We start from the raw sequence: 23,354 nt of genomic DNA on the forward strand, positions 1-23,354 counted from the left end.
AAGTGGAATCAATGAAAGAAGTATATTTAGATAATTCGGCAACGACCCAGGCTTATGAAAGTGTTGGGGAACTTGTTAAAAAGGTAATGTGTGAAGATTATGGCAATCCATCCTCCATGCACGCCAAAGGCGTTGCGGCGGAGAAATATATAAAAGAAGCAAAAGAGACGCTTGCGAAGATCTGGAAAGTTCAGGAGAAGGAGATCTTCTTCACCTCCGGCGGAACAGAGAGTGACAATCTGGCATTGATTGGTGCGGCTCGTGCGAATCACCGGGCAGGCAACCATCTGATTACATCATCGATCGAGCATCCGGCGATCATTAACACAATGCGTTATCTGGAGGAACAGGGCTTCAGGGTTACGTATCTTCCGGTCGACCGCTATGGCAGAATTAAGTTAGATGCATTGAAAGAAGCGCTGTGCGAGGATACCATTCTCGTATCTGTGATGTATGTGAATAATGAGGTTGGCTCTGTCCAGCCGATTCAGGAAGCAGCAAGTATTGTGAAGGCATACAACAAGAATATCCTGTTCCATGTGGATGCAGTCCAGGGATTCGGCAAGTACCGGATCTATCCGAAGAAGTTAAAAGTAGATATGTGTTCCATCAGCGGCCATAAGATCCACGGACCAAAGGGGATTGGAGCATTGTATATTGGTGAACACGTAAAGATCAAGCCGATCGTGTTTGGCGGAGAGCAGCAGAAGAATATCCGGTCCGGTACGGAAAATGTCCCGGGAATTGCAGGGTTGTCTCTGGCGGCAAAGACAATCTATCAGGATCTGGATGAAAAAGTAGCAGGAATGCGGCAGTTGAAACAGCATTTTATTGATGGTGTCAGCCAGATTGAGAATACGACGATTCACGGTCTGTATGACGAGACTTCCGCACCGCATATTATCAGTGTGGGATTCGCAGGAATCCGAAGCGAAGTACTGCTGCATGCGTTGGAAGAAAAAGGGGTCTATGTATCTTCCGGTTCTGCATGTTCATCCAATCACCCGCAGGTCAGCGGTGTGTTGAAGGGAATCGGAGCCAAGCAGGAATTCCTGGATGCGACTCTCCGGTTCAGTATGTCAGAATTTACAACCTTGGAAGAGATTGACTATACGCTGGATACCTTATATAATATAGTTCCGATGTTGAGAAAATATACGAGACATTAAACGTAGATATTACAGTATTAGATATCGCAGCATTAGATATCCCATGATTGCGATGCGGTAAAGTTAAGACAATGATAAAGTTTCAGGATGCATAAAGTAGGAGAATAGAAGATGAGATTTCATACATTTTTGTTAAAGTACGGAGAGATAGGAATTAAAGGAAAGAACCGATATCTGTTTGAAGATGCGCTCGTCAGACAGGTACGGTTCGCCCTGAAAGATGTGGACGGCCAGTTCCAGGTGCATAAGTCACAGGCAAGAATCTATGTAGACTGTGAAGGAGACTATGATTATGAGGATACAGTAGAGCACCTGAAGAGAGTGTTCGGTCTGGTGGGAATCTGCCCGGTTGTCCGTATGGAGGATCAGGGGTTTGAACAGTTGAAGAAAGATGTAGTTGCATACATGGATGAGATGTATCCGGACAAGAACCTGACATTCAAGGTGGAGTCCAGACGTGCAAGGAAGTCCTATCCGAAGAATTCTATGGAGATCAACTGTGATCTGGGCGAAGCGATATTGGAAGCATTCCCAGAGACGAAGGTGGATGTTCACCATCCGGATGTGATGCTGAATGTGGAAGTGAGAAATGAAATCTATGTCTATTCCCAGATTATTCCGGGAGCAGGCGGAATGCCGGTGGGAACCAATGGAAGCGCGATGCTTCTTCTGTCCGGCGGTATCGACAGCCCGGTAGCAGGATACATGATCTCCAAGAGAGGCGTCAGTATTGAGGCGACTTATTTCCATGCGCCACCGTATACCAGTGAACGTGCAAAACAGAAGGTTGTGGATCTGGCAAGAATCGTATCCAGATATTCAGGACCGATCAAACTGCATGTGGTGAATTTTACAGATATACAGTTGTATATCTACGATCAGTGTCCACATGATGAACTGACAATCATCATGAGACGGTATATGATGCGGATCGCAGAGCATTTTGCGAAGAAAGACGGTTGTCTGGGGCTGATTACCGGGGAGAGTATCGGACAGGTGGCAAGTCAGACCATGCAGAGCCTGGCGGCAACCAATGATGTATGTACGATGCCGGTGTATCGTCCGGTGATCGGATTCGACAAGCAGGAGATCGTGGATATCTCGGAGAAGATTGATACTTATGAGACGTCTATCCAGCCATTTGAGGATTGCTGTACGATCTTCGTGGCAAAGCATCCGGTTACCAAGCCGAATGTAGAGGTGATCCGGCGTTCGGAGGAGAAGTTAAGTGAGAAGATTGACCAGTTGGTGCAGGAAGCAATCGATACGGTAGAGATTATTGAGGTGAAATAAAAGCAAGCGTCAGAAAGCATAAAAAGACCGGACCTCATAAAAAGTCCGGTTTTTTGCTTTCATCTCACATTAGGAAATGTCTCTTCGATTCTATTCGCACATATATGGTGCCAATGTCTCGAGAATTGTATCGATCTCAGCATTATCAGCGTGAATGTTCAGATCAATCGCTTTGGAAAGATCCAGGCTGAAGATACCCATAATAGACTTTGCGTCAATGACATACCTTCCGGATACTAAATCAAAATCATAATCAAATTTTGTGATATCATTTACAAAAGATTTTACCTTGTCGATAGAATTCAAAGAAATCTTAACTGTTTTCATTGGAAATACCTCCTTGTTGTCTTTTCATGTTCTATAAACATCTTAAGAGCAAGCAGTATAAAAGTCAAGGAATAAATTGCCAAAGAATCGAAAAGAAATGGAAGAATTATTTTAACAACTTGCATAGAAAGGGATAGAGAAGGATATGAAGAAAGTAGCATTACATAATCTGGGCTGTAAAGTGAATGCGTATGAGACAGAGGCAATGCAGGAACTGTTAGAAGAGCAGGGCTATGAGATCGTACCTTTTAAAGAAGGTGCAGATATCTATATTATCAATACCTGCACGGTGACCAATATGGCAGACCGTAAGTCCAGACAGATGCTGCATCGTGCGAGGAAGATGAATCCGAAAGCAATCGTGATAGCCTGTGGCTGTTATGTGCAGGCGAAGCCGGAGGAAGTGGATGAATGTATTGATATTGTGGTAGGCAACAACCGGAAGAAAGATATTGTTCAGATATTAGAAGAGTATGAAACGTCTCAGCGTTCGGAAGAAATGCCGGAAGCGGAGCATGAAAGAACAGTGCCGGACGAAAAGAATAAGAGAAATGTACAGAAAGCGGTTCTGGATATTAATCATACAAAAGAGTACGAAGAATTGAACTTAAGCAGAACGGCAGAACACACTCGCGCGTACATCAAAGTACAGGATGGATGCAACCAGTTCTGTTCTTACTGTATTATTCCTTATGCCAGAGGACGTGTCAGAAGCCGAAGCCGGGACGGCGTGCTGGATGAAGTCCGCCAGCTTGCGGCGAATGGATATAAAGAGGTAGTGTTAACCGGAATCCACTTGAGTTCCTATGGTATAGATACGGGTGATACGCTTCTGAATCTGATTCTTGCCATTCATGATGTGGAAGGAATCAGGAGAATCCGTCTTGGATCATTGGAGCCAAGGATCATTACCGAAGAATTTGCGCGGACGATCGCAGGGCTCCCGAAGATGTGCCCGCATTTCCATCTTTCTTTGCAAAGTGGATGCGATGCTACACTTAAGCGGATGAACCGTCGTTACACATCCGAGGAATATTATGAGAAATGCGAACTTTTGAGGAAATATTTCCATAATCCGGCGCTGACGACGGATGTGATTGTAGGATTCCCGGGAGAGACAGAAGAAGAATTCGCGCAGTCGAAGGCATTCGTGGACAAGGTGAATTTTTATGAGACGCATGTGTTCAAATATTCGAAGCGCGCGGGAACGAAAGCAGCCGTGATGGAGAATCAGGTGCCGGATCACGTTAAGACAGAGCGAAGTAATGAACTGCTGGAACTTAGCAGGAGAAAACAGGCGGCATACGAAGAAGCGCTGATTGGAACAACGCAGGAAGTGCTGATGGAAGAAGAGGTTCTGCATCATGGAGAGAAGTATCTGGTGGGACATACAAAAGAATATGTTAAGATTGGACGAAAAAAGTCGGAAAATTTAATAAATCAGTTAATAAATGTAGAAATTGAGAGCCGTTTGCAAATAATGCATTGAATTTTCAGTTGCAATAGGTTAGAATAACAATGAAGTATTTTTGGAGGACGTGAGTATATGAAAGATTTAAGCAGCACCCAGTTTTTCCAGGTAGAAAGCGGTCCACAAATTCAAGCAAAAGATATACTTGAGATTGTGTACAAAGCATTGCGCCAAAAAGGATACAATCCGGTGAATCAGATTGTAGGATATATTATGTCAGGAGACCCGACATACATTACAAGTTATGATGGCGCAAGAAGCCTGATTATGAAGATGGAACGGGATGAATTAGTAGAAGAGATGCTCAAGACGTATATTGAGCATAATAAGTGGGTATAATTTCTATGAGAATCATGGGACTGGACTACGGCTCTAAGACCGTAGGCGTTGCAATCAGTGATCCTCTGGGAATTACTGCCCAGGGAATAGAGACAATTTGCCGAAAGGACGAGAACAAGCTGCGGAAGACCTGTGCAAGAATCGAAGCGTTGATCGAAGAGTATCAGGTAGAGCGGATTGTGCTTGGCCTTCCGAAGCATATGAACAATGACATTGGGGATCGAGCGGAAAAATCGATAGAGTTTGGGAAGATGCTGGCTAGAAGGACCGGCCTTGAAGTCGTGATGTGGGACGAGCGGCTGACTACGGTAGAAGCAGAACGGACTTTAATTGAGAATAAGGTAAGAAGAGAAGACCGCAAGAAGTATATTGATAAGATTGCGGCAGTTTTTATATTGCAGGGATATTTGGACTCGATTCATATGAACAGTGTATTGTAGGAATCATTCTTGAGGTGTATATATGGAAAAGATTAAATTCATGTCTGAGGAAATACAGGAAGAAGTAGATTTTTTTGTGCTGGAGCAGACGAAGGTGAATGGTGTGTCTTATATTCTGGTCACGGATTCTGAAGAAGACGATGCAGAATGTCTGATTCTAAAGGATACATCAGAAGAAACATCATCTGACAGTGTGTATGAGATTGTGGAAGATGATGTAGAACTTACAGCGATTTCGAAGGTATTTGAAGAACTGCTCGAAGATGTTGAAATTGAAAGGTAATATACTATGTCTATCAGTAAAGAGAAATTTAAAGAAATGCTGAAAGAGAAGGGTCTTAAAGTAACCAATCAACGGTTGCTTGTATTAGAAGTGCTCGCAGATCATCGTGATAAGCATATGACTGCGGAAGACATCTATGAACTGGTAAAGGAAGACTATCCGGAGATCGGACTGGCTACCATTTACCGGACGGTGCAATTGTTACGGGAAATGCAATTGGTGGATCGGATCAATCTGGATGATGGATGCCTGCGCTATGAGATTAGCGATTTATTTGACGGGGAAACAAAGCATCATCATCACCATCTGATATGCAAAACATGTGGAAAAGTAGTTCCGTTTGAAGAGGACCTCCTGGATGATCTGGAGCGTCGTATTGAGCAGGAGACGGGATTCCGCGTGTCAGACCACGAATTAAAGTTCTACGGACAATGCAAGGACTGCCAGTAGAGGCAAGAATAGTACGGAGAAACACGTGGAGGTGTAAATTTGAAAAAAGAAAACAACGGAAAATTGCGTATCATTCCGCTCGGAGGACTGGAGAAGATCGGAATGAACATTACTGCCTTCGAATATGAAGACAGTATTATTGTCGTGGACTGCGGTTTGGCATTCCCGGAAGACGATATGCTTGGAATTGATCTTGTAATTCCGGATGTAACGTATCTTAAAGACAATATTCAGAAAGTGAAAGGTTTTGTAATCACTCACGGACATGAGGATCATATTGGCGCTCTGTCCTATGTGTTAAGGGAGATGAATCTTCCGATCTATGCGACAAAACTTACCATGGGTATTATCGAGCGGAAATTGACGGAGCATAACCTGCTTCGCAGTACCAGAAGAAAAGTAGTAAAGCATGGACAGTCCATCAATCTTGGACAGTTCAGGATCGAATTCATTAAGACGAATCACAGTATCCAGGATGCGGCGGCGCTGGCGATCTACTCTCCGGCCGGCATTGTTGTACACACCGGAGACTTTAAAGTAGACTATACGCCGGTATTCGGTGATGCGATCGATCTGCAGCGTTTTGCTGAGATTGGAAAGAAGGGCGTTCTGGCATTGATGTCAGACAGTACTAATGCTGAGAGAAAGGGATTCACCCAGTCTGAGCGTACGGTTGGAATCACTTTTGACCATATCTTTGCAGAGCATCAGAATACCAGAATCATTATTGCAACGTTCGCGTCCAATGTAGACCGCGTGCAGCAGATTATCAACTCTGCGTGCAAATACGGCCGTAAGGTTGTAGTCGAAGGACGAAGCATGGTGAATATCATTCAGGTTGCCCAGGAATTAGGGTATCTGAATGTGCCGGACAAGACGTTGGTCGAGATCGACCAGTTGAAGAACTATCCGCCGGAGAAGACTGCCTTGATCACCACGGGAAGTCAGGGAGAATCTATGGCGGCTTTATCCCGTATGGCAGCAGACGTGCATAAGAAAGTAACGATCATGCCTGGAGATACTGTAATATTCAGTTCCAATCCGATTCCGGGAAATGAGAAGTCTGTATCCAGGGTAATCAACGAATTATCCGCGAAGGGGGCGAATGTCATCTTCTCAGATGCCCATGTATCCGGTCATGCATGCCAGGAGGAGTTAAAACTGATCTACTCTCTGGTGAAACCGAAATATGCCATTCCGGTACATGGCGAGTACCGTCATCTGAAGGCGAATGCAGGTATTGCAACCTCTCTTGGAATTCCGAAAGAGAATGTATTCATCCTGCAATCCGGTGATGTTTTGGAGTTAAGTGATAAAGAGGCGAAGGTTGTAGATAAGGTACACACAGGAACCATTCTGGTAGATGGTCTTGGTGTCGGAGATGTTGGGAATATCGTGCTTCGTGACAGACAGCATCTGGCAGAGGATGGTATCTTGATTGTTGTGCTGACCTTGGAAAAAGGCACGAATCAGTTACTGGCAGGACCAGATATCGTATCTCGTGGATTCGTCTATGTAAGAGAGTCCGAAGGGCTGATGGAAGAAGCGCGCAACATCCTGACGGATGCAGTGGAAGACTGCCTGATGCACCAGAGGAATGCTGACTGGAGCAAGATCAAGATGGTGATCCGCGATACCATGAATGAATATATCTGGAAAAAGACGAAGAGGAAACCGATGATATTGCCGATTATTATGGATGTGTAGTTGGAGTGGACGGCGAGGGAGATGCATAAGGATGATTTGGTATCCGGGTCTCTTCGCCAACTATCCGTAGCATAAAAAAGCATGAGAATTGAGTAACCGGACAGATTCACCGAGAAATTTTGATAATTTCTCGGTTCAGCTGTCCTCGATGATTTGGTTTGAAACCAAATCATCGTACTCAATTCTCACGCTTTTTTCTGCAACTGATAGTAAGGCTCGTTCCACGGACACCAAACCACCCTTATACATCTCCCTGCCTCCCCTCCCGCCGGTCGCCAACGTTTTTAACAAAGAAGGAGTCCCCATGATTGTAGATGAGAGAATGGTTACATATATCCATTCGTTGGAATTGCCCAACAGTCCCATAATTGAACAGATTGAGCAGGAGGCACTGGAAACTTATGTGCCGATTATCCGTAAGGAGACTCAGAGTTTTTTAAAGGTCCTGCTCATGATCAAGAAGCCTTTACGGATTCTGGAAGTGGGAACGGCAGTTGGCTTTTCAGCAATTTTGATGAGTGAGTATATGCCGGAGAATGGAAAGATTACAACAATTGAGAAGTATGAAAAGAGAATCCCGATTGCGAGAGAGAATTTTAAACGCGCGGGAAGGGAGAATCAGATTACATTGATGGAAGGGGATGCCCTTGAAGTCATGAAGAACTTAGAAGGTCCTTATGATCTGATTTTTATGGATGCTGCGAAGGGGCAGTATATTCATTATCTGCCGGAGGCGATTCGTTTGCTCTCAGAAGGCGGTGTGCTGATGTCGGATAATGTCTTGCAGGACGGAGATGTTATCGAATCCCGGTTTGCGGTTGAAAGGCGTAATCGCACCATCCATAGCCGGATGCGGGAATATCTGTATGAACTGAAGCATAATGACCAGTTGCAGACCTCGATTCTGCCGTTGGGCGATGGGGTTGCACTTAGTGTAAAAAAGTGAGATCTAAAAAAGGAGATTGGAATGATGAACAAGAAACGCCCGGAATTACTCATCCCGGCAAGCAGCCTGGAAGTGTTGAAGACAGCGGTTATATTTGGCGCAGATGCAGTATATATCGGTGGCGAGGCCTTTGGTCTGCGTGCCAAGGCGAAGAATTTTTCGATGGAGGATATGCGGGAAGGAATTGCATTTGCTCATGAACATGGTGCGAGAGTCCACGTGACGGTGAATATTCTGGCGCATAACAGCGATCTGGAAGGTGTAGAAGAGTACCTGAAAGAATTGAAAGAAATCGGACCGGATGCTTTGATCATTGCGGACCCGGCGATTTTCGAACTGGCGAAAGAAATCTGTCCTGAGATTGAGCGTCATGTCAGTACTCAGGCGAATAATACCAATTATGGCACCTATCGTTTCTGGTGGAAGCAGGGAGCCAAGCGTGTGGTATCAGCCAGGGAATTGTCATTAAAAGAGATTAAAGAGATCCGGGAAAAGATTCCGGAAGAGATGGAGATAGAAAGTTTTATCCATGGAGCAATGTGCATCTCCTATTCCGGCAGATGTCTTTTGAGCAACTTCTTTACCGGAAGAGATGCGAACCAGGGGGCATGCACCCACCCATGCCGCTGGAAGTATGCGGTAGTTGAGGAGACAAGACCGGGCGAGTATATGCCAGTCTATGAAAATGAACGCGGCACCTATATCTTCAACTCCAAGGATCTGTGTATGATTGAGCACATCCCGGAGATGATCGATGCCGGAATCGATAGTTTCAAGATTGAAGGCCGTATGAAGACGGCACTCTATGTAGCGACCGTAGCCAGAACCTACCGCAAAGCCATAGACGACTATCTGGAGGACCCACAGAAATATCAGGCAAATATGCCATGGTATTTGGATCAGATCTCCAATTGTACTTACCGCCAGTTCACCACCGGCTTCTATTTTGGCAAGCCAAGCGATGAAAGCCAGATCTACGACAGCAATACTTATGTCAAAGAATACACCTATCTTGGAATCATCGGCGGAGAAAAAGACGGCATGTACCGCATTGAACAGAGAAACAAGTTCTCAGTTGGCGAGACCATAGAGATCATGAAGCCAGACGGTAGAAACATTGAAGTAAGTGTTAAAAGAATCGTAGATGAAGAAGGCAGCGCCCAGGAAAGCGCCCCTCATCCAAAGCAGGTACTGTACGTAGACCTGGACGGCAAAGCTGAACGTTACGATATCCTGAGACGGGCGGAGTAGGAATACTCCGCCATCAATTTTTTTAGGAAAAGCACAAAAAACAGTTCTCTAACATAAACTATATCAAATACGCTTAGAGGTGCTTCTCTTGAAATCATTTCCCCAACCCCTCACAGCCACGGAAGAACGATATTATATGCAAAAATATACGGAGGGTGATCTTGAAGCAAAACATATTCTGATAGAACGGAATCTGCGCCTCGTTGCACATATCGTGAAGAAATACCAGTCATTCGAAGAAGATACAGAGGATCTATTGTCCATAGGAACTATCGGACTGATTAAGGCAGTGGTCACATTCAATCCGGACAAATGTGTCAGGCTTGGAACCTATGCTGCTCGGTGTATAGAAAACGAAGTCTTGATGTACCTTCGGGCGAAGAAGAAGTCTTCAAAAGAGATATCCCTATATGAACCGATCGGAACGGACCGGGAAGGGAATGAAATCCAGTTATTCGATATTATCGAAACGGAGGAGGATGACGCCCATAAGAAGGTGGAATTAAGCGATGATATTCGGATGTTGTATCATAAGGTGGAATCAGAACTATCTCCGAGAGAACGACTGGTGCTTAAGATGCGGTATGGTTTGTATAACGAAGAAGAATATACACAGCGGGAGATTGCTAAAGAGTTAGGCATCTCTCGTTCTTATGTTTCAAGAATTGAAAAAAGTGCTATAGAAAAATTGCGCGGGTATTTTTAGTACCAGCGCAAGAATACATAAATGTCGAAAATTGTAAAGCGATAATCAGTCAAAAGCAGTTGACATTCCTATGGTATTGGGATAAGATAAATTCACATTTTAAGAGAGGGATTTATCTTAATCCAATTGTTCTTAATCTTATTGGAGATGATAGAAGCGTATGGCTTTGATTCATTTCCTTCCGCAACTCTAATCGGTCGGTTCGACCATATATCACAAGTATCAGAATCATAAGCATTGATTTAAGATTCGTTGACAGTATCAAGCAGAAAGGGGGATGCGAATGGCATTCAGCACAGTAGTATCTGCGGCGATTCATGGGCTTCATGTTGAGATGATCCATGTTGAGGCAGATGTAAGTAATGGACTTCCGATGTTCCATATGGTGGGATATCTGTCTTCGGAGGTAAAAGAGGCTTCCGAAAGGGTAAGGACGGCGATTCGCAATTCGGATATACAGCTTCCTGCCAAAAAGATGGTGATTAATCTGGCACCTGCAACAGTCAGGAAAAGAGGTGCGTCTTTTGATCTGCCAATTGCGTTGGCGGTATTGGCTTCTATGGGGATATTTCCGGAAGAACGCTTAAAGGAGACGCTCGTTGTAGGGGAATTGAGCCTGGATGGCAGAGTCCAGGAGGTGTCAGGTATCCTTCCCATCGTGATGAAGGCGAAGGAAGAAGGGTGCCATGCGTGTATTCTTCCGGAGCAGAATGTACAAGAGGGCGCGTTGGTGGAAGGAATTCGGATTCTCGGAGTCGGGCATCTAAGGGAGGCGTGTCAGTACTTAAGAGGGGAGCAGGAACTTGAGGTTCCGTCTGGACGGATTAGGAACAAGGTGGCGAATTCCCTGGATATTGAACTTGTAGACTACAGTGATATTCAAGGGCAGGAGGCAGTGAAGCGGGCGGCGGAAGTTGCAGTGGCAGGCGGACATAACCTGTTGATGGTAGGACCGCCTGGAAGTGGGAAGTCCATGATGGCAAAGAGAATTCCGACGATTCTTCCGCCGCCAAGCCTGGAAGAGAGTATGGAGATTACCAAGATATACAGCGTACTTGGGATGGTAGATAAAGAACATCCTTTGATAACAGGACGACCATTTCGCAGTGTCCACCATACGGTAACGAAGGCGGCACTGATTGGAGGTGGGATGATTCCGGTGCCGGGAGAGATTAGTCTGGCTCATGGCGGGGTATTGTTCTTAGATGAACTGGCAGAATTCCAGAAACCGGTGCTGGAAGTTCTGCGGCAGCCTTTGGAAGAGCGGCAGATCCGTATCACAAGAAGTCATGGCAATTATGTATTCCCGGCAAACTTTATTCTGGCCTCTGCAATGAACCCGTGCCCTTGTGGCAATTATCCGAATTTTGAGAAATGTGGCTGCACGCCGGGACAGATTCAGCAATATCTGGGAAAGATCAGCCAGCCTTTTCTGGATCGTATTGATATCTGCGTAGAGGCACCGAAAGTTTCTTATGAAGCGTTGAGCGCGGGAGAAAAGCAGGAAAGTTCGGCTGTGATCCGAAGCCGGGTATGTAAGGCAAGAGAGGTCCAGAATGAGCGATACATAGGGACGAGGATTCTGTCGAATTCCATGCTGGGAGTGAAAGAATTAAAGGAATACTGCCATCTTGGACGCAGGGAGGAATTGCTGATGAGACAGGCATTCGTAGCGTTAGGGCTGACAGCCAGAACCTATCACAAGATTCTAAAAGTTGCCAGAACCATTGCAGATCTGGAATTAAGTGAGAAGATTAGAGAGTGTCATCTGAAAGAGGCGATTGGATATCGCACACTGGATAAGAAGTACTGGGGGAGGTGAAAACGGATATGATGTATGAATATTGGCTTGCGTCAATTCATCGGTTATCAGACGAGAAAAAAAGACGGTTGCGGGAAGAATATGGCGATGGAAAAGCAGTATATTATATAGAAGAAATGCAATTGCGTTTTCTTGATTATCTGAAACCTGAAGATGTGGATGCGATTCTGAATAAAAGAAAGGGAGGAGAAATGGCACTTAAGGAGAACTGGGAACGGCTGCAGGAGCAGAAGATCCGGTTTATTCCGTATTTCACGAAGGATTATCCTCTGAGGCTTAAGGATATACTGAATCCGCCATATGCATTATATGTAAAAGGGCGTCTTCCGGAGGAGGAACTGCCTGCGGTAGCGATTGTCGGTGCCAGAAAGTGTACGCCTTATGGAGAAGAGATGGCATTAGAATATGGGGAATATCTGGCCCTTTCGGGGGTACAGATTATCAGTGGTATGGCAAGAGGAATCGATGGAGCGGGGCAAAGAGGTGCATTAAATGGAGGAGGGGCGACATATGGTATATTAGGGTGTGGAGTAGATATCTGTTATCCGAAGGATCATATCGGACTATATATGGATATGCAGGTTAAGGGAGGCGTGATATCTGAGCAGATTCCGGGACAGCCGCCGCTTCCGATGTATTTTCCCGCAAGGAACAGGATTATCAGCGGACTGGCAGATGCAGTATTAATTATAGAAGCAAAGGAACGAAGCGGCTCGCTGATTACGGCAGATATGGCTCTGGAACAGGGAAGAGAAGTGTATGCGCTTCCGGGACCGGTGACAAGTTCGTTGAGCAAGGGATGTCATAGGCTGATCAGACAGGGAGCAGGGATTCTGATTTCGCCGGAAGATTTGCTAAGTGAATTGGGAATGGGTGATAAGAAATTTGAACAAAATTCTGACAAAAATCAAAAAGTGCTTGAAAGTCCCGAAAATATGGTGTATAGTTGTCTCGATTTGTTCCCAAAGGGGATTAGCCAGTTGATAGACGAGACTGGACTTAGCGTTCAGGAAATCTTAGAAAGGCTGATAACATTAGAGTTAAAAGGATATATTAGGGAAGTATCGAAGAATTATTATATAAAGGTTCGCTAGTTTTTGATGGAGGAAGCAAGTTTATGGCACGCTATCTTGTAATTGTAGAGTCTCCTGCCAAGGTGAAGACAATTAAAAAGTTTTTAGGGAGTAATTATGTGGTGACAGCATCTAACGGTCATGTAAGAGATCTGCCGAAGAGTCAGATGGGGATAGATGTGGAGCATGATTATGAACCGAAATACATTACAATCCGGGGGAAAGGGGACATACTTGCCAATCTTCGCAAAGAAGTGAAGAAGGCAGACAAAGTATACCTGGCAACCGACCCTGACCGTGAAGGAGAAGCGATATCGTGGCACCTGAGTCAGGCACTGAAGTTAGAGAACAAGAAGACATACCGGATTAGTTTTAATGAGATTACAAAGAATGCGGTAAAAGCATCTCTGAAAAATGCAAGAGAGATTGACATGGACTTAGTGGATGCCCAGCAGGCACGAAGAGTGCTGGATAGAATTGTAGGATATAAGATCAGCCCTCTTCTCTGGGCGAAGGTAAAAAGGGGCTTAAGCGCGGGGCGCGTGCAGTCGGTAGCACTTCGGATCATTGCAGACAGAGAAGAAGAGATTAATGCTTTCATACCGGAAGAGTACTGGACTTTGGATGCCAATCTGAAAGTAGAAGGCGAGAAGAAACTGCTGACGGCAAAATTCTACGGCACAGAGAAAAAGAAGATGGCCATTCATTCGAAAGAAGAGTTGGATGAGATCCTGAAGGAAGTGGAGACAGCGGATTATTCGGTGGAGGATATCAAGAAGGGAGAGCGTATCAAAAAGGCGCCAGTCCCTTTCACCACGAGTACGCTGCAGCAGGAGGCGTCTAAGGCGCTGAATTTTGCGACGGCGAAGACCATGAGGATTGCACAGCAGCTTTATGAAGGAATTGATATCAAAGGCAATGGGACGGTTGGTCTGATTACCTACCTGCGTACGGATTCCACCAGAATCTCGGAAGAGGCTGATGCGAATGTACGGTCTTATATCGCGCAGAACTATGGACAGGAATATGTTGCAGCAAATGAACCGAAGACAGGTGATGGCAATAAGATTATCCAGGATGCACATGAAGCCATCCGTCCGACGGATGTAACCCGTACTCCGGTGGCTGTAAAAGAATCGCTGACCAGAGACCAGTTCCGTCTGTATCAGCTAGTGTGGAAGCGGTTTGTTGCCAGCAGAATGCGGCCGGCAAGATACGAGACGACTTCCGTGCGGATTGCGGCAGGACAGTATCGGTTTACGGTGGCAGCATCTAAGATTGTATTCGAAGGCTTCCGTTCTGTATATATTGAGGCTGGTGAAGAGAAAGAGGAAGGAAACGTGCTGATAAAGGGGCTGGATAAAGATTCTGTGCTAAAGAAGGAAAGTTTTGAGACGAAGCAGCATTTTACGCAGCCTCCGGCACATTATACCGAAGCGGCACTGGTAAAGACATTAGAAGAGTTGGGAATCGGACGTCCAAGTACCTATGCGCCGACTATATCCACCATCATTGCCAGAAGATATGTGGCAAAGGAGAATAAGAATCTGTATCTTACGGAGATTGGCGAGGTTGTCAATCATATTATGAAGCAGTCCTTCCCGAGTATTGTGGATGTGAACTTTACTGCGAACATGGAGAGCCTGCTGGATGGTGTTGCAGAGGGCAAAGTAAACTGGAAGACGATTATTGAGAATTTCTATCCTGATCTGGAAGAGGCTGTCAAACAGGCAGAAAAAGAACAGGAGCAGGTGAAGATCGAAGATGAGGTTACGGATGTTGTGTGTGACCAGTGTGGAAGAAACATGGTGATCAAATACGGTCCGCACGGCAGATTCCTGGCATGTCCAGGTTTCCCGGAATGTAGGAACACCAAGCCTTATCTTGAAAAAGTGGGAGTGCCATGCCCAATATGTGGTAAAGACGTAGTAATCCGTAAGACGAAGAAGGGCAGAAAATATTACGGCTGTGAGGATAACCCGGAGTGTGAATTTATGTCCTGGCAGAAGCCTTCCACAAAGAAGTGTCCGAGATGTGGAAGTTACATGGTAGAGAAGGGGAATAAACTTCTCTGTGGTGATGAAAAATGTGGATACGTAGAAAATAAAGAAAATAGTAAAAATAATTAGGAAATTGATTGAAAGTTCCTGAATTGTATGATAATATAACATTCAAAGGATGGAGGATTGCCAATGAGTGTACAATTATTAGATAAAACTAGAAAAATCAATAAATTACTGCACAATAACAACTCGAGCAAAGTAGTGTTTAATGATATATGTGAGGTACTCACAGAGATTCTGGATTCCAATGTGCTGGTAGTCAGTAAAAAGGGAAAAGTACTTGGAGGCAGTAAATGTGAAGGCGTTCCATATATTAAAGAATTGATTGAGCAGGAAGTCGGCAAGCATATTGACGCGATGTTGAATGAGCGGCTTCTTAGTATTTTGTCTACCAAGGAGAATGTTAATCTGCAGACACTGGGATTTTCAGAAGAGGCGGTAAAAGGATATCAGGCAATTATTACTCCGATTGATATTGCAGGAGAGCGCCTTGGAACACTGTTTATCTATAAGAAAGAACAGATGTATGAGATTGATGATATTATCTTAAGTGAGTATGGGACAACAGTTGTAGGACTGGAGATGCTTCGTTCTGTGAATGAAGAGAGTGCAGAGGAGACCAGAAAAGAGCATATTGTTCAGTCTGCAATCAGTACATTGTCATATTCAGAACTGGAAGCGATCATCCACATTTTTGAAGAGTTGGATGGAACGGAAGGAATTCTGGTTGCCAGCAAGATTGCTGACAGAGTAGGAATCACCAGATCCGTTATCGTCAATGCCCTGCGGAAGTTTGAGAGCGCAGGTGTGATCGAATCCCGTTCTTCCGGTATGAAAGGAACCTATATCAAGGTTGTGAATGATTATGTATTCACGGAACTGGAGCATATTAAAGCGGAACGTATGAAATAATCAAAAAGATCAAGGGTATCGGGCAACTGATACCCTTATTTGACTCTCGCAGCAGATGCCTTTGTGACAATAAAGCAATGATTGCGTAAGGAAGGGAGCGATAGATATGTATGAGGAATGTCAGGTAACACTTAGGATGGAACGAATGATACTGAAGGATGGATATTTTGACGAGAAGATTCATCATTGTAAGATTATTACGTATCATCCTGAGGAGGAGAGCATATATCTGTTATCAGAGGATACGGAACTGCCGGCATTTTCATTGGATGGAATCTACGAATGCCGGATTGAGACGAAGGATGGGACGATCGGATGCAAGGGATGTATCAGAGAAAGGTACTGGAACAAACGTGGCAAAGTGATGAAGTATCAGATTAAGAATGGATTTTATAAAAATCTTGTAAACTAAATATAAAGTGTGTTGACAAAGTCAGAAGAGAGTGCTATTTTATATCTAGAGTTTTTAGCACTCTCTTTTTATGAGTGCTAACAAATATAGATATTTTTAAAGGAGGCATAAACTTATGAAATTAGTACCATTAGGAGACAGAGTTGTATTAAAACAGTTAATAGCAGAAGAAACTACCAAATCCGGAATCGTTATTCCTGGACAGTCTAAAGAGAAGCCTCAGCAGGCAGAAGTAATTGCTGTGGGTCCGGGCGGAACCGTAGATGGCAAGGAAGTACAGATGAATGTTACAGTAGGACAGCAGGTTATCTATTCGAAATATGCAGGAACAACCGTAGAGATTGATGATGAAGAATACATTATCGTAAAACAGGATGATATCCTGGCTGTTTGTGAATAATATAATAAAGTTTTAGGAGGCATGCAATTATGGCAAAGGAAATTAAATATGGCGCTGAAGCCAGAAGCGCATTGGAAGCAGGAGTAAATCAGCTGGCAGATACAGTAAGAGTAACACTTGGACCAAAAGGACGTAACGTAGTTCTGGATAAATCATTCGGAGCACCATTGATCACGAATGATGGTGTAACAATTGCAAAAGAGATTGAATTAGAAGATGCTTTCGAGAACATGGGAGCACAGTTGATCAAAGAAGTTGCATCCAAGACCAATGACGTAGCAGGTGATGGTACTACAACAGCAACCGTACTTGCACAGGCAATGGTACATGAAGGCATGAAGAACCTGGCAGCAGGCGCTAACCCGATCATCCTTCGTAAAGGTATGAAGAAGGCTACAGACGTAGCTGTAAAGGCAATTGCTGAGATGTCAAGCAAAGTAAAAGACAAAGATCAGATCGCAAAAGTAGCAGCGATCTCCGCAGGCGATGTTGAAGTTGGTGAGATGGTTGCTGATGCAATGGAGAAGGTATCTAACGATGGTGTTATCACAATCGAAGAATCTAAGACCATGAAGACAGAACTAGACCTGGTAGAAGGTATGCAGTTTGACCGTGGATATGTATCCGCATATATGGCAACAGATATGGATAAGATGGAAGCAGTTCTGGATGATCCATATATCCTGATCACAGATAAGAAGATCTCTAACATCCAGGAGATTCTTCCTGTATTAGAGCAGATCGTTCAGTCCGGCGCAAGACTTCTGATCATTGCAGAGGATGTAGAAGGTGAGGCACTTACTACACTGATCGTTAATAAACTGCGCGGTACATTCAACGTTGTTGCTGTAAAGGCACCGGGATATGGCGACAGAAGAAAAGAGATGCTCAAAGATATCGCTATCCTGACAGGAGGACAGGTAATCTCTGATGAACTTGGAATGGATCTTAAGGAGGCTACTCTGGATCAGTTAGGACGTGCAAAATCCGTAAAAGTACAGAAGGAAAATACAGTCATCGTTGATGGTATGGGCGATAAGAAAGCGATTGCAGATCGTGTATCCCAGATTAAGATGCAGATTGAAGAGACAACATCTGATTTTGATAGAGAAAAATTGCAGGAAAGACTTGCAAAACTTGCAGGCGGCGTAGCAGTTATCCGTGTTGGTGCTGCAACTGAGACAGAGATGAAAGAAGCAAAACTTCGTATGGAAGATGCTCTTGCAGCAACCAGAGCAGCTGTAGAAGAAGGAATCATCGCTGGAGGCGGATCTGCATACATCCACGCAGCAAAAGAAGTGGCTGTACTTGCTGATGGTCTTGAGGGAGATGAGAAGACTGGTGCTAACGTAGTATTAAAGGCTCTGGAAGCCCCATTATTCCACATTGCAGCGAATGCAGGTCTGGAAGGATCAGTGATTATCAATAAAGTAAAAGAATCTAATCCTGGCATGGGATTCGATGCTCTGACAGAGAACTATGTAGATATGGTAGAAAGCGGTATCCTTGATCCTGCTAAGGTTACAAGAAGCGCTCTTCAGAATGCAACAAGCGTTGCTTCTACATTATTGACAACAGAATCTGTTGTTGCGAATATCAAAGAAGATGTTCCGGCAATGCCAGCAGGCGCAGGTGCAGGAATGGGCATGATGTAATATGTGAAATTTTTGAAAACTCCTCGTGTGAGGAGTTTTCTTTTTTATATGTAGTGTGCTATAATAAAACCATCTTGTTGGGCATAAGCCCGTCTGTTGGATAGATATAGAATCTGGTATCTATAGACAGGTATTATTTACAAAAGTACGGAGGAATAAAGATGGGTGACTTTTATACAGAACAGTTGGTAAAGAAGCAGACGAATATGAAAGATGTTGTAATAAAGGCGGTGCTGGTCGCGGTAACGATCGTGTCTTTTCTGGTGATGCTGATGTTTCCTTTTGGAATTCTTGCACCGGTTGCAATGATCGTGCTGGATGTGATCATGTTCCAGAGGCTGAAGGTAGAATATGAATACTTGTTCGTGAATGGAGATCTGGATATTGATAAGATCATGAACAAATCAAGAAGAAAAAAGATGTTTTCAGCGAATGTAGCTGATGTGGAATTGCTTGCGCCGGTTGATGCGGCAGAGTTACGCCAGTTCCAGAATGCAAGAACATATGATTTTACTTCCGGAACCGGACAGGCGAAAGAATATGCTCTGATCGTGTCAGGACAGGGCGAACTGAAGAAGATTGTATTTGAGCCAAATGATATGATTATAGAAGGGTTCTTTTTAATGGCTCCAAGGAAGGTAATACGCAAGTAAAGAAAAAGATAAATAAAAGCAAAAAATGTGTTGACAAATGCTATCATAATTGGTTATGATAGCATTTAACTATTAAACTAAAAAGAGAAAGAGAGGAGAACAATCATGGGAAAGATCATTGGAGAAGGAATTACATTTGATGATGTGCTTTTAGTACCGGCTTATTCAGAAGTAATTCCAAACCAGGTTGACTTATCAACTTATTTGACAAAAAAGATTAAGTTAAACATACCGATGATGAGTGCTGGAATGGATACGGTTACAGAACATCGTATGGCGATTGCAATGGCTCGTCAGGGGGGGATCGGTATTATCCATAAGAATATGTCAATTGAGCAGCAGGCAGAAGAAGTAGATAAGGTAAAACGTTCTGAAAATGGAGTTATTACAGACCCATTTTATCTATCGCCGGAGAATACACTGGAAGATGCTAACAATCTGATGGGCAAATTCAGAATCTCAGGTGTTCCGATTACTGAAAATGGAAAATTAGTAGGTATCATTACAAACCGTGATTTGAAATTCGAAGAAGATTTCTCTAAAAAGATAAAAGAATCAATGACCTCCGAGGGGCTGATTACAGCACAGGAAGGCATTACGTTAGAAGAGGCTAAGAAGATCCTTGCAAAGGCAAGAAAGGAAAAACTTCCAATTGTGGACAAGGATTTCAACTTAAAAGGTCTTATTACGATTAAAGATATTGAAAAACAGATCAAGTACCCATTATCTGCAAAAGATTCTCAGGGACGCCTCCTCTGCGGTGCCGCAATCGGTATCACAGCAAACTGCCTGGAGAGAGCACAGGAACTGGTGAATGCAAAAGTTGACGTTATCGTAATGGATTCTGCGCATGGACATTCTGCGAATGTACTTCGTACTGTAGATATGGTAAAATCCAAATTTCCGGATCTTCAGGTGATCGCAGGTAATGTGGCAACAGGTGCAGCAGCAGAGGCATTGATCAAAGCAGGTGTTGATGCGGTTAAGGTTGGTATCGGACCAGGTTCTATCTGTACAACCCGTATCGTAGCAGGTATCGGTGTTCCGCAGATCACGGCAGTTATGGATTGTTACGAAGCAGCAGATAAGTATGGTATCCCGGTGATCGCGGATGGTGGTATCAAGTATTCCGGAGATATGACGAAGGCAATTGCTGCCGGAGCCAACGTATGTATGATGGGAAGCATCTTCGCTGGATGTGATGAGAGCCCGGGAACATTCGAGTTATATCAGGGTAGAAAATACAAAGTATATCGAGGCATGGGATCTATCGCAGCAATGGAGAACGGAAGCAAAGACCGTTACTTCCAGTCTGATGCTAAGAAATTAGTACCGGAAGGCGTGGAAGGACGTGTTGCATATAAGGGTACTGTAGAAGATACCGTATTCCAGTTGATGGGCGGACTTCGTTCGGGTATGGGTTACTGTGGAACTCCTACCATTGAGGATCTGAAGAAGAACGGACAGTTTGTGAAGATCTCAGCAGCATCATTGAAAGAAAGTCATCCGCATGATATTCATATTACGAAAGAGGCACCGAATTATAGTGTGGATGAATAATCTTGGGGATAAAGTTGATGGTGAGCGGACGGATTCGCGAGAGTCTGGGGCTGTATGAGTCCGGGGCGCATCGCGAACGGTCCGAAGTATATAAAAAGCCGGAATTCAGCAACCGAGCCTATTCAACAGGAAATCTTGATGATTTCCCGTTTCAGAGGCTCTTGAGGATTGGATTGGTGATCCAATCCTCATGCTGGATTCCGGCTTCTTATATACTAACGGTCCGTATGCTTGCTTGACGGACCCGTACAGCCCCAGACTCTCGTGAATCCTGGTGCGCTCAGCGTCAGGACTTTATTGTGGGAGGATTGCGGTTGTGTGATGGGAGAGTGTGGAAAGAATATTGACGGGAGGGGGAAAATGTTATAAGGTGGTGGTGGGGATAATTTTATGGTGAGTGTAAGAAGATGGGGATGATCTTTAGGAAGATAGTAAGCAGATGGGATGAACTTTGGGAAGATAGTAAGAAGACGTGTGTATGGTCTTTTTATAATATTAAAATTAAGGAAGCGAGGAATGGAATTATGGTAAGTAGTTTTGGAGTTACATCTAAAGGTGTGGAGACGTCGTTGTATACGTTGAAGAATCAGAATGGCATGGTGGCTGCGGTGTCGGATTTTGGTGCAACTTTAGTGCAGATCCAGGTTCCGGATAAGGATGGGAAGGTTCAGGATGTAGTGCTTGGATATGATGATGTGAAGGGATATGAGGCTGGAACATTGTATTTTGGTGCGACAGTGGGAAGAGTTGCGAATCGTATCGGGAAGGCGTCATTTGAATTAAATGGAAAGACTTATCAGTTGACGCAGAATGATAACCAGAATTCTCTGCATGGCGGCAGGGATTACTATAACTATAGAATGTGGGAGACGGAAGAAGTTGATGACAACCATGTGACTTTCCTGCTTCACAGTGAAGATGGTGATCAGGGGTATCCGGGAAATGTGGATATCCGCGTAACATATACGTTGACAGAAGAGAACGAAGTGAAGATCCATTACGTGGCAGTTCCAGAGGAAGATACACTTTTGAATCTTACGAATCACAGTTATTTTAACCTGTCAGGTAACGGATCTGGTACGGTCCTGGATCAGGAGGTTATGATCTGTGCAGATGCATACACAAGGGCAGACGCAGAATCAATTCCTACCGGAGAGATTGTTCCGGTTGAGGGAACGCCGATGGATTTCCGTCAGATGAAGCCGATAGGAAAGGAAATCGAGGCTGATTATGAAGCGCTGCACCTCGGCGGTGGCTATGACCATAACTGGGTACTGAATGGAATCGGAACCCGCAAAGTAGCGGCTATGCACTCTGAAGCAACCGGAATCACAATGGAAGTATACACAGACCTTCCGGGCATGCAGCTCTACACAGGTAACTTCATAGTACGTGAAACCGGTAAAAACGGAGCGATCTATGAAAAACGCCACGCTGCCTGCTTTGAGACTCAGTACTTCCCGGATGCAGTACATAAAGATCACTTCCAGGGACCAGTCGTAAGAGCAGGAGAAACTTACGATACAACCACAACATACAAATTTTTTGTATAAAAATGCTCTCTTATCTTCATAAATTTCTAAGGAACTTTTTATAAAATTACAAAAAAGTTATGTTATGATAATATCAGATCGCTGAACGGAGAAGTTTTATGAGGAGAAAGAAGAGAAAATACCGCAGAAGATTAACGGAAGCGCAAAAGAAAAGAAAGGTCCAGCGTAATATACGTCTGGGCCTGATTTTATTATTAATACTGACAGTTCTGCTTATTCTGGTAAAGTTTTTAAAACCCACATGGCTGACCAATAAGTACGTTGAATTAAAAGGAGATAAGATTGAAGCAGTGAAGCCGGATATTGATGTGGAGTTATTGACAGTTAATCCTTATTCCAGACCAGGGACTCCAACCAATAAGATCACTGGTATCGTGGTCCATTATACGGCGAATCCGGGGGCAACGGCCATGGATAACAGGAATTATTTTGAAGGGCTTAAAGACGGGCATGATACGCAGGCAAGCAGTAATTTTATCGTGGGATTAGAAGGTGAGATTGTACAGTGTGTTCCTACCTGGGAGATGGCTTATGCTTCCAATAGCCGTAATATAGACACGGTATCTATTGAATGCTGCCATCCTGACGAGACGGGAGAATTCAACAGAGAGACATATCGGTCTATGGTGCAGCTGTGTGCGTGGCTTTGCATGAAGTTCGATCTGAACGAGGAGGATGTGATCCGTCACTATGATGTGACTGGCAAGAATTGCCCGAAATATTTTGTGGAGAATGAAGAAGCGTGGGTGAATTTTAAGGCAGATATTAAAGAAGCAATTGAAAATACGAAATAGTTAGGGAATACAGATGAAAGAAAAATACCAAAGAGGAAATGAAGGAAAATCTTGCGGAATGCCAGGTTTATTGAT

At 44.1% G+C, this 23,354-nt stretch carries 24 protein-coding genes; 23 read left to right on the forward strand and 1 reads right to left on the reverse strand.

Going from position 1 to position 23,354, the window contains the following annotated elements:
* Nucleotides 1–11: 11 nt before the first annotated feature.
* On the forward strand, nt 12–1,169 hold the full coding sequence (locus ACQRBN_RS03130; protein ID WP_427737495.1) for a cysteine desulfurase family protein: 1,158 nt from the start codon (nt 12–14) through the stop codon (nt 1,167–1,169).
* A 111-nt stretch (nt 1,170–1,280) separates the two neighbouring features.
* Nucleotides 1,281–2,462 carry a tRNA uracil 4-sulfurtransferase ThiI gene (thiI, locus tag ACQRBN_RS03135; RefSeq protein ID WP_427737496.1) on the forward strand — a complete coding sequence of 394 codons (1,182 nt, stop codon included), beginning with the start codon at nt 1,281–1,283 and terminating at the stop codon, nt 2,460–2,462.
* Nucleotides 2,463–2,552: 90 nt separating this feature from the next.
* On the opposite strand, the gene ACQRBN_RS03140 is transcribed toward thiI, so the two are convergent.
* Entirely contained in the window at nt 2,553–2,789 is a 237-nt protein-coding gene (locus ACQRBN_RS03140) for an HPr family phosphocarrier protein (RefSeq protein WP_427737497.1), read from the reverse strand.
* A gap of 145 nt (nt 2,790–2,934) precedes the next feature.
* Here ACQRBN_RS03140 and mtaB point away from each other — a divergent pair, with 145 nt between their 5' ends.
* The 21 genes from mtaB to ACQRBN_RS03245 all read left to right on the forward strand — a co-directional run bounded on the left by mtaB (nt 2,935) and on the right by ACQRBN_RS03245 (nt 23,279).
* Nucleotides 2,935–4,278 carry a tRNA (N(6)-L-threonylcarbamoyladenosine(37)-C(2))-methylthiotransferase MtaB gene (mtaB, locus tag ACQRBN_RS03145; protein ID WP_427737499.1) on the forward strand — a complete coding sequence of 448 codons (1,344 nt, stop codon included), beginning with the start codon at nt 2,935–2,937 and terminating at the stop codon, nt 4,276–4,278.
* A 57-nt stretch (nt 4,279–4,335) separates the two neighbouring features.
* The gene (locus ACQRBN_RS03150; RefSeq protein ID WP_427737500.1) at nt 4,336–4,599 is read left to right on the forward strand and encodes an IreB family regulatory phosphoprotein; all 264 of its coding nucleotides are present in this window, start codon (nt 4,336–4,338) and stop codon (nt 4,597–4,599) included.
* Nucleotides 4,600–4,604: 5 nt separating this feature from the next.
* Nucleotides 4,605–5,039: a Holliday junction resolvase RuvX gene (gene ruvX / locus ACQRBN_RS03155; protein WP_427737501.1), complete on the forward strand. Its 435-nt coding sequence runs from the start codon at nt 4,605–4,607 to the stop codon at nt 5,037–5,039.
* Nucleotides 5,040–5,061: 22 nt separating this feature from the next.
* Nucleotides 5,062–5,322: a DUF1292 domain-containing protein gene (locus tag ACQRBN_RS03160; RefSeq protein WP_427737502.1), complete on the forward strand. Its 261-nt coding sequence runs from the start codon at nt 5,062–5,064 to the stop codon at nt 5,320–5,322.
* 6 nt (nt 5,323–5,328) lie between these two features.
* The gene (locus ACQRBN_RS03165) at nt 5,329–5,772 is read left to right on the forward strand and encodes a Fur family transcriptional regulator (protein WP_427737503.1); all 444 of its coding nucleotides are present in this window, start codon (nt 5,329–5,331) and stop codon (nt 5,770–5,772) included.
* Nucleotides 5,773–5,811: 39 nt separating this feature from the next.
* On the forward strand, nt 5,812–7,479 hold the full coding sequence (locus ACQRBN_RS03170; RefSeq protein WP_427737504.1) for a ribonuclease J: 1,668 nt from the start codon (nt 5,812–5,814) through the stop codon (nt 7,477–7,479).
* A 304-nt stretch (nt 7,480–7,783) separates the two neighbouring features.
* Nucleotides 7,784–8,425 (forward strand): O-methyltransferase, encoded by a 642-nt coding sequence (locus tag ACQRBN_RS03175; RefSeq protein WP_427737505.1) that lies wholly within the window; start codon nt 7,784–7,786, stop codon nt 8,423–8,425.
* A gap of 24 nt (nt 8,426–8,449) precedes the next feature.
* Nucleotides 8,450–9,676 carry a peptidase U32 family protein gene (locus ACQRBN_RS03180; protein ID WP_427737555.1) on the forward strand — a complete coding sequence of 409 codons (1,227 nt, stop codon included), beginning with the start codon at nt 8,450–8,452 and terminating at the stop codon, nt 9,674–9,676.
* Nucleotides 9,677–9,812: 136 nt separating this feature from the next.
* Nucleotides 9,813–10,382 carry an RNA polymerase sporulation sigma factor SigK gene (gene sigK, locus ACQRBN_RS03185; RefSeq protein ID WP_427737506.1) on the forward strand — a complete coding sequence of 190 codons (570 nt, stop codon included), beginning with the start codon at nt 9,813–9,815 and terminating at the stop codon, nt 10,380–10,382.
* Nucleotides 10,383–10,665: 283 nt separating this feature from the next.
* A complete protein-coding gene (locus tag ACQRBN_RS03190; RefSeq protein WP_427737507.1) occupies nt 10,666–12,204 on the forward strand; it encodes a YifB family Mg chelatase-like AAA ATPase in 1,539 nt (512 codons plus the stop codon).
* Between the two features lie 8 nt (nt 12,205–12,212).
* Nucleotides 12,213–13,298: a DNA-processing protein DprA gene (gene dprA, locus ACQRBN_RS03195; protein ID WP_427737508.1), complete on the forward strand. Its 1,086-nt coding sequence runs from the start codon at nt 12,213–12,215 to the stop codon at nt 13,296–13,298.
* Between the two features lie 23 nt (nt 13,299–13,321).
* On the forward strand, nt 13,322–15,406 hold the full coding sequence (gene topA / locus ACQRBN_RS03200) for a type I DNA topoisomerase (RefSeq protein WP_427737509.1): 2,085 nt from the start codon (nt 13,322–13,324) through the stop codon (nt 15,404–15,406).
* A 63-nt stretch (nt 15,407–15,469) separates the two neighbouring features.
* A complete protein-coding gene (gene codY, locus ACQRBN_RS03205) occupies nt 15,470–16,252 on the forward strand; it encodes a GTP-sensing pleiotropic transcriptional regulator CodY (RefSeq protein ID WP_427737510.1) in 783 nt (260 codons plus the stop codon).
* Between the two features lie 106 nt (nt 16,253–16,358).
* On the forward strand, nt 16,359–16,664 hold the full coding sequence (locus ACQRBN_RS03210; RefSeq protein WP_427737511.1) for a hypothetical protein: 306 nt from the start codon (nt 16,359–16,361) through the stop codon (nt 16,662–16,664).
* Nucleotides 16,665–16,779: 115 nt separating this feature from the next.
* Nucleotides 16,780–17,064, forward strand: a complete 285-nt coding sequence (locus ACQRBN_RS03215) for a co-chaperone GroES (RefSeq protein WP_427737512.1) — start codon at nt 16,780–16,782, stop codon at nt 17,062–17,064.
* A gap of 29 nt (nt 17,065–17,093) precedes the next feature.
* A complete protein-coding gene (groL, locus tag ACQRBN_RS03220) occupies nt 17,094–18,719 on the forward strand; it encodes a chaperonin GroEL (protein WP_427737513.1) in 1,626 nt (541 codons plus the stop codon).
* A gap of 161 nt (nt 18,720–18,880) precedes the next feature.
* Nucleotides 18,881–19,372 (forward strand): DUF6106 family protein, encoded by a 492-nt coding sequence (locus ACQRBN_RS03225; RefSeq protein ID WP_427737514.1) that lies wholly within the window; start codon nt 18,881–18,883, stop codon nt 19,370–19,372.
* 105 nt (nt 19,373–19,477) lie between these two features.
* Complete coding sequence (gene guaB, locus ACQRBN_RS03230; protein WP_427737515.1) at nt 19,478–20,932, forward strand: IMP dehydrogenase; 1,455 nt, start codon at nt 19,478–19,480, stop codon at nt 20,930–20,932.
* A 2-nt stretch (nt 20,933–20,934) separates the two neighbouring features.
* Nucleotides 20,935–21,171 carry a hypothetical protein gene (locus ACQRBN_RS03235; protein ID WP_427737516.1) on the forward strand — a complete coding sequence of 79 codons (237 nt, stop codon included), beginning with the start codon at nt 20,935–20,937 and terminating at the stop codon, nt 21,169–21,171.
* A 285-nt stretch (nt 21,172–21,456) separates the two neighbouring features.
* Nucleotides 21,457–22,485 (forward strand): aldose epimerase family protein, encoded by a 1,029-nt coding sequence (locus tag ACQRBN_RS03240; RefSeq protein ID WP_427737557.1) that lies wholly within the window; start codon nt 21,457–21,459, stop codon nt 22,483–22,485.
* A gap of 98 nt (nt 22,486–22,583) precedes the next feature.
* Entirely contained in the window at nt 22,584–23,279 is a 696-nt protein-coding gene (locus ACQRBN_RS03245; protein ID WP_427737517.1) for a peptidoglycan recognition protein family protein, read from the forward strand.
* Nucleotides 23,280–23,354: the final 75 nt, after the last annotated feature.

Source organism: Bariatricus sp. SGI.154 (assembly GCF_050313795.1).
In the GTDB taxonomy this organism is placed as follows: domain Bacteria; phylum Bacillota; class Clostridia; order Lachnospirales; family Lachnospiraceae; genus CAMBRQ01.

What these genes read in the sequence shown, in the direction of transcription:
- mtaB (WP_427737499.1), top strand. Translation starts at nt 2,935, where the DNA reads ATGAAGAAAGTAGCATTACATAATCTGGGCTGTAAAGTGAATGCGTAT.
- ACQRBN_RS03210 (WP_427737511.1), top strand. Translation starts at nt 16,359, where the DNA reads ATGTATGAGGAATGTCAGGTAACACTTAGGATGGAACGAATGATACTG.
- guaB (WP_427737515.1), top strand. Translation starts at nt 19,478, where the DNA reads ATGGGAAAGATCATTGGAGAAGGAATTACATTTGATGATGTGCTTTTA.
- ACQRBN_RS03245 (WP_427737517.1), top strand. Translation starts at nt 22,584, where the DNA reads ATGAGGAGAAAGAAGAGAAAATACCGCAGAAGATTAACGGAAGCGCAA.
- ACQRBN_RS03225 (WP_427737514.1), top strand. Translation starts at nt 18,881, where the DNA reads ATGGGTGACTTTTATACAGAACAGTTGGTAAAGAAGCAGACGAATATG.
- ACQRBN_RS03140 (WP_427737497.1), bottom strand. Translation starts at nt 2,789, where the DNA reads ATGAAAACAGTTAAGATTTCTTTGAATTCTATCGACAAGGTAAAATCT.
- ruvX (WP_427737501.1), top strand. Translation starts at nt 4,605, where the DNA reads ATGAGAATCATGGGACTGGACTACGGCTCTAAGACCGTAGGCGTTGCA.
- dprA (WP_427737508.1), top strand. Translation starts at nt 12,213, where the DNA reads ATGATGTATGAATATTGGCTTGCGTCAATTCATCGGTTATCAGACGAG.
- ACQRBN_RS03160 (WP_427737502.1), top strand. Translation starts at nt 5,062, where the DNA reads ATGGAAAAGATTAAATTCATGTCTGAGGAAATACAGGAAGAAGTAGAT.
- groL (WP_427737513.1), top strand. Translation starts at nt 17,094, where the DNA reads ATGGCAAAGGAAATTAAATATGGCGCTGAAGCCAGAAGCGCATTGGAA.
- ACQRBN_RS03130 (WP_427737495.1), top strand. Translation starts at nt 12, where the DNA reads ATGAAAGAAGTATATTTAGATAATTCGGCAACGACCCAGGCTTATGAA.
- codY (WP_427737510.1), top strand. Translation starts at nt 15,470, where the DNA reads ATGAGTGTACAATTATTAGATAAAACTAGAAAAATCAATAAATTACTG.
- thiI (WP_427737496.1), top strand. Translation starts at nt 1,281, where the DNA reads ATGAGATTTCATACATTTTTGTTAAAGTACGGAGAGATAGGAATTAAA.
- ACQRBN_RS03180 (WP_427737555.1), top strand. Translation starts at nt 8,450, where the DNA reads ATGAACAAGAAACGCCCGGAATTACTCATCCCGGCAAGCAGCCTGGAA.
- ACQRBN_RS03175 (WP_427737505.1), top strand. Translation starts at nt 7,784, where the DNA reads ATGATTGTAGATGAGAGAATGGTTACATATATCCATTCGTTGGAATTG.
- ACQRBN_RS03190 (WP_427737507.1), top strand. Translation starts at nt 10,666, where the DNA reads ATGGCATTCAGCACAGTAGTATCTGCGGCGATTCATGGGCTTCATGTT.
- ACQRBN_RS03165 (WP_427737503.1), top strand. Translation starts at nt 5,329, where the DNA reads ATGTCTATCAGTAAAGAGAAATTTAAAGAAATGCTGAAAGAGAAGGGT.
- sigK (WP_427737506.1), top strand. Translation starts at nt 9,813, where the DNA reads ATGCAAAAATATACGGAGGGTGATCTTGAAGCAAAACATATTCTGATA.
- topA (WP_427737509.1), top strand. Translation starts at nt 13,322, where the DNA reads ATGGCACGCTATCTTGTAATTGTAGAGTCTCCTGCCAAGGTGAAGACA.
- ACQRBN_RS03215 (WP_427737512.1), top strand. Translation starts at nt 16,780, where the DNA reads ATGAAATTAGTACCATTAGGAGACAGAGTTGTATTAAAACAGTTAATA.
- ACQRBN_RS03240 (WP_427737557.1), top strand. Translation starts at nt 21,457, where the DNA reads ATGGTAAGTAGTTTTGGAGTTACATCTAAAGGTGTGGAGACGTCGTTG.
- ACQRBN_RS03150 (WP_427737500.1), top strand. Translation starts at nt 4,336, where the DNA reads ATGAAAGATTTAAGCAGCACCCAGTTTTTCCAGGTAGAAAGCGGTCCA.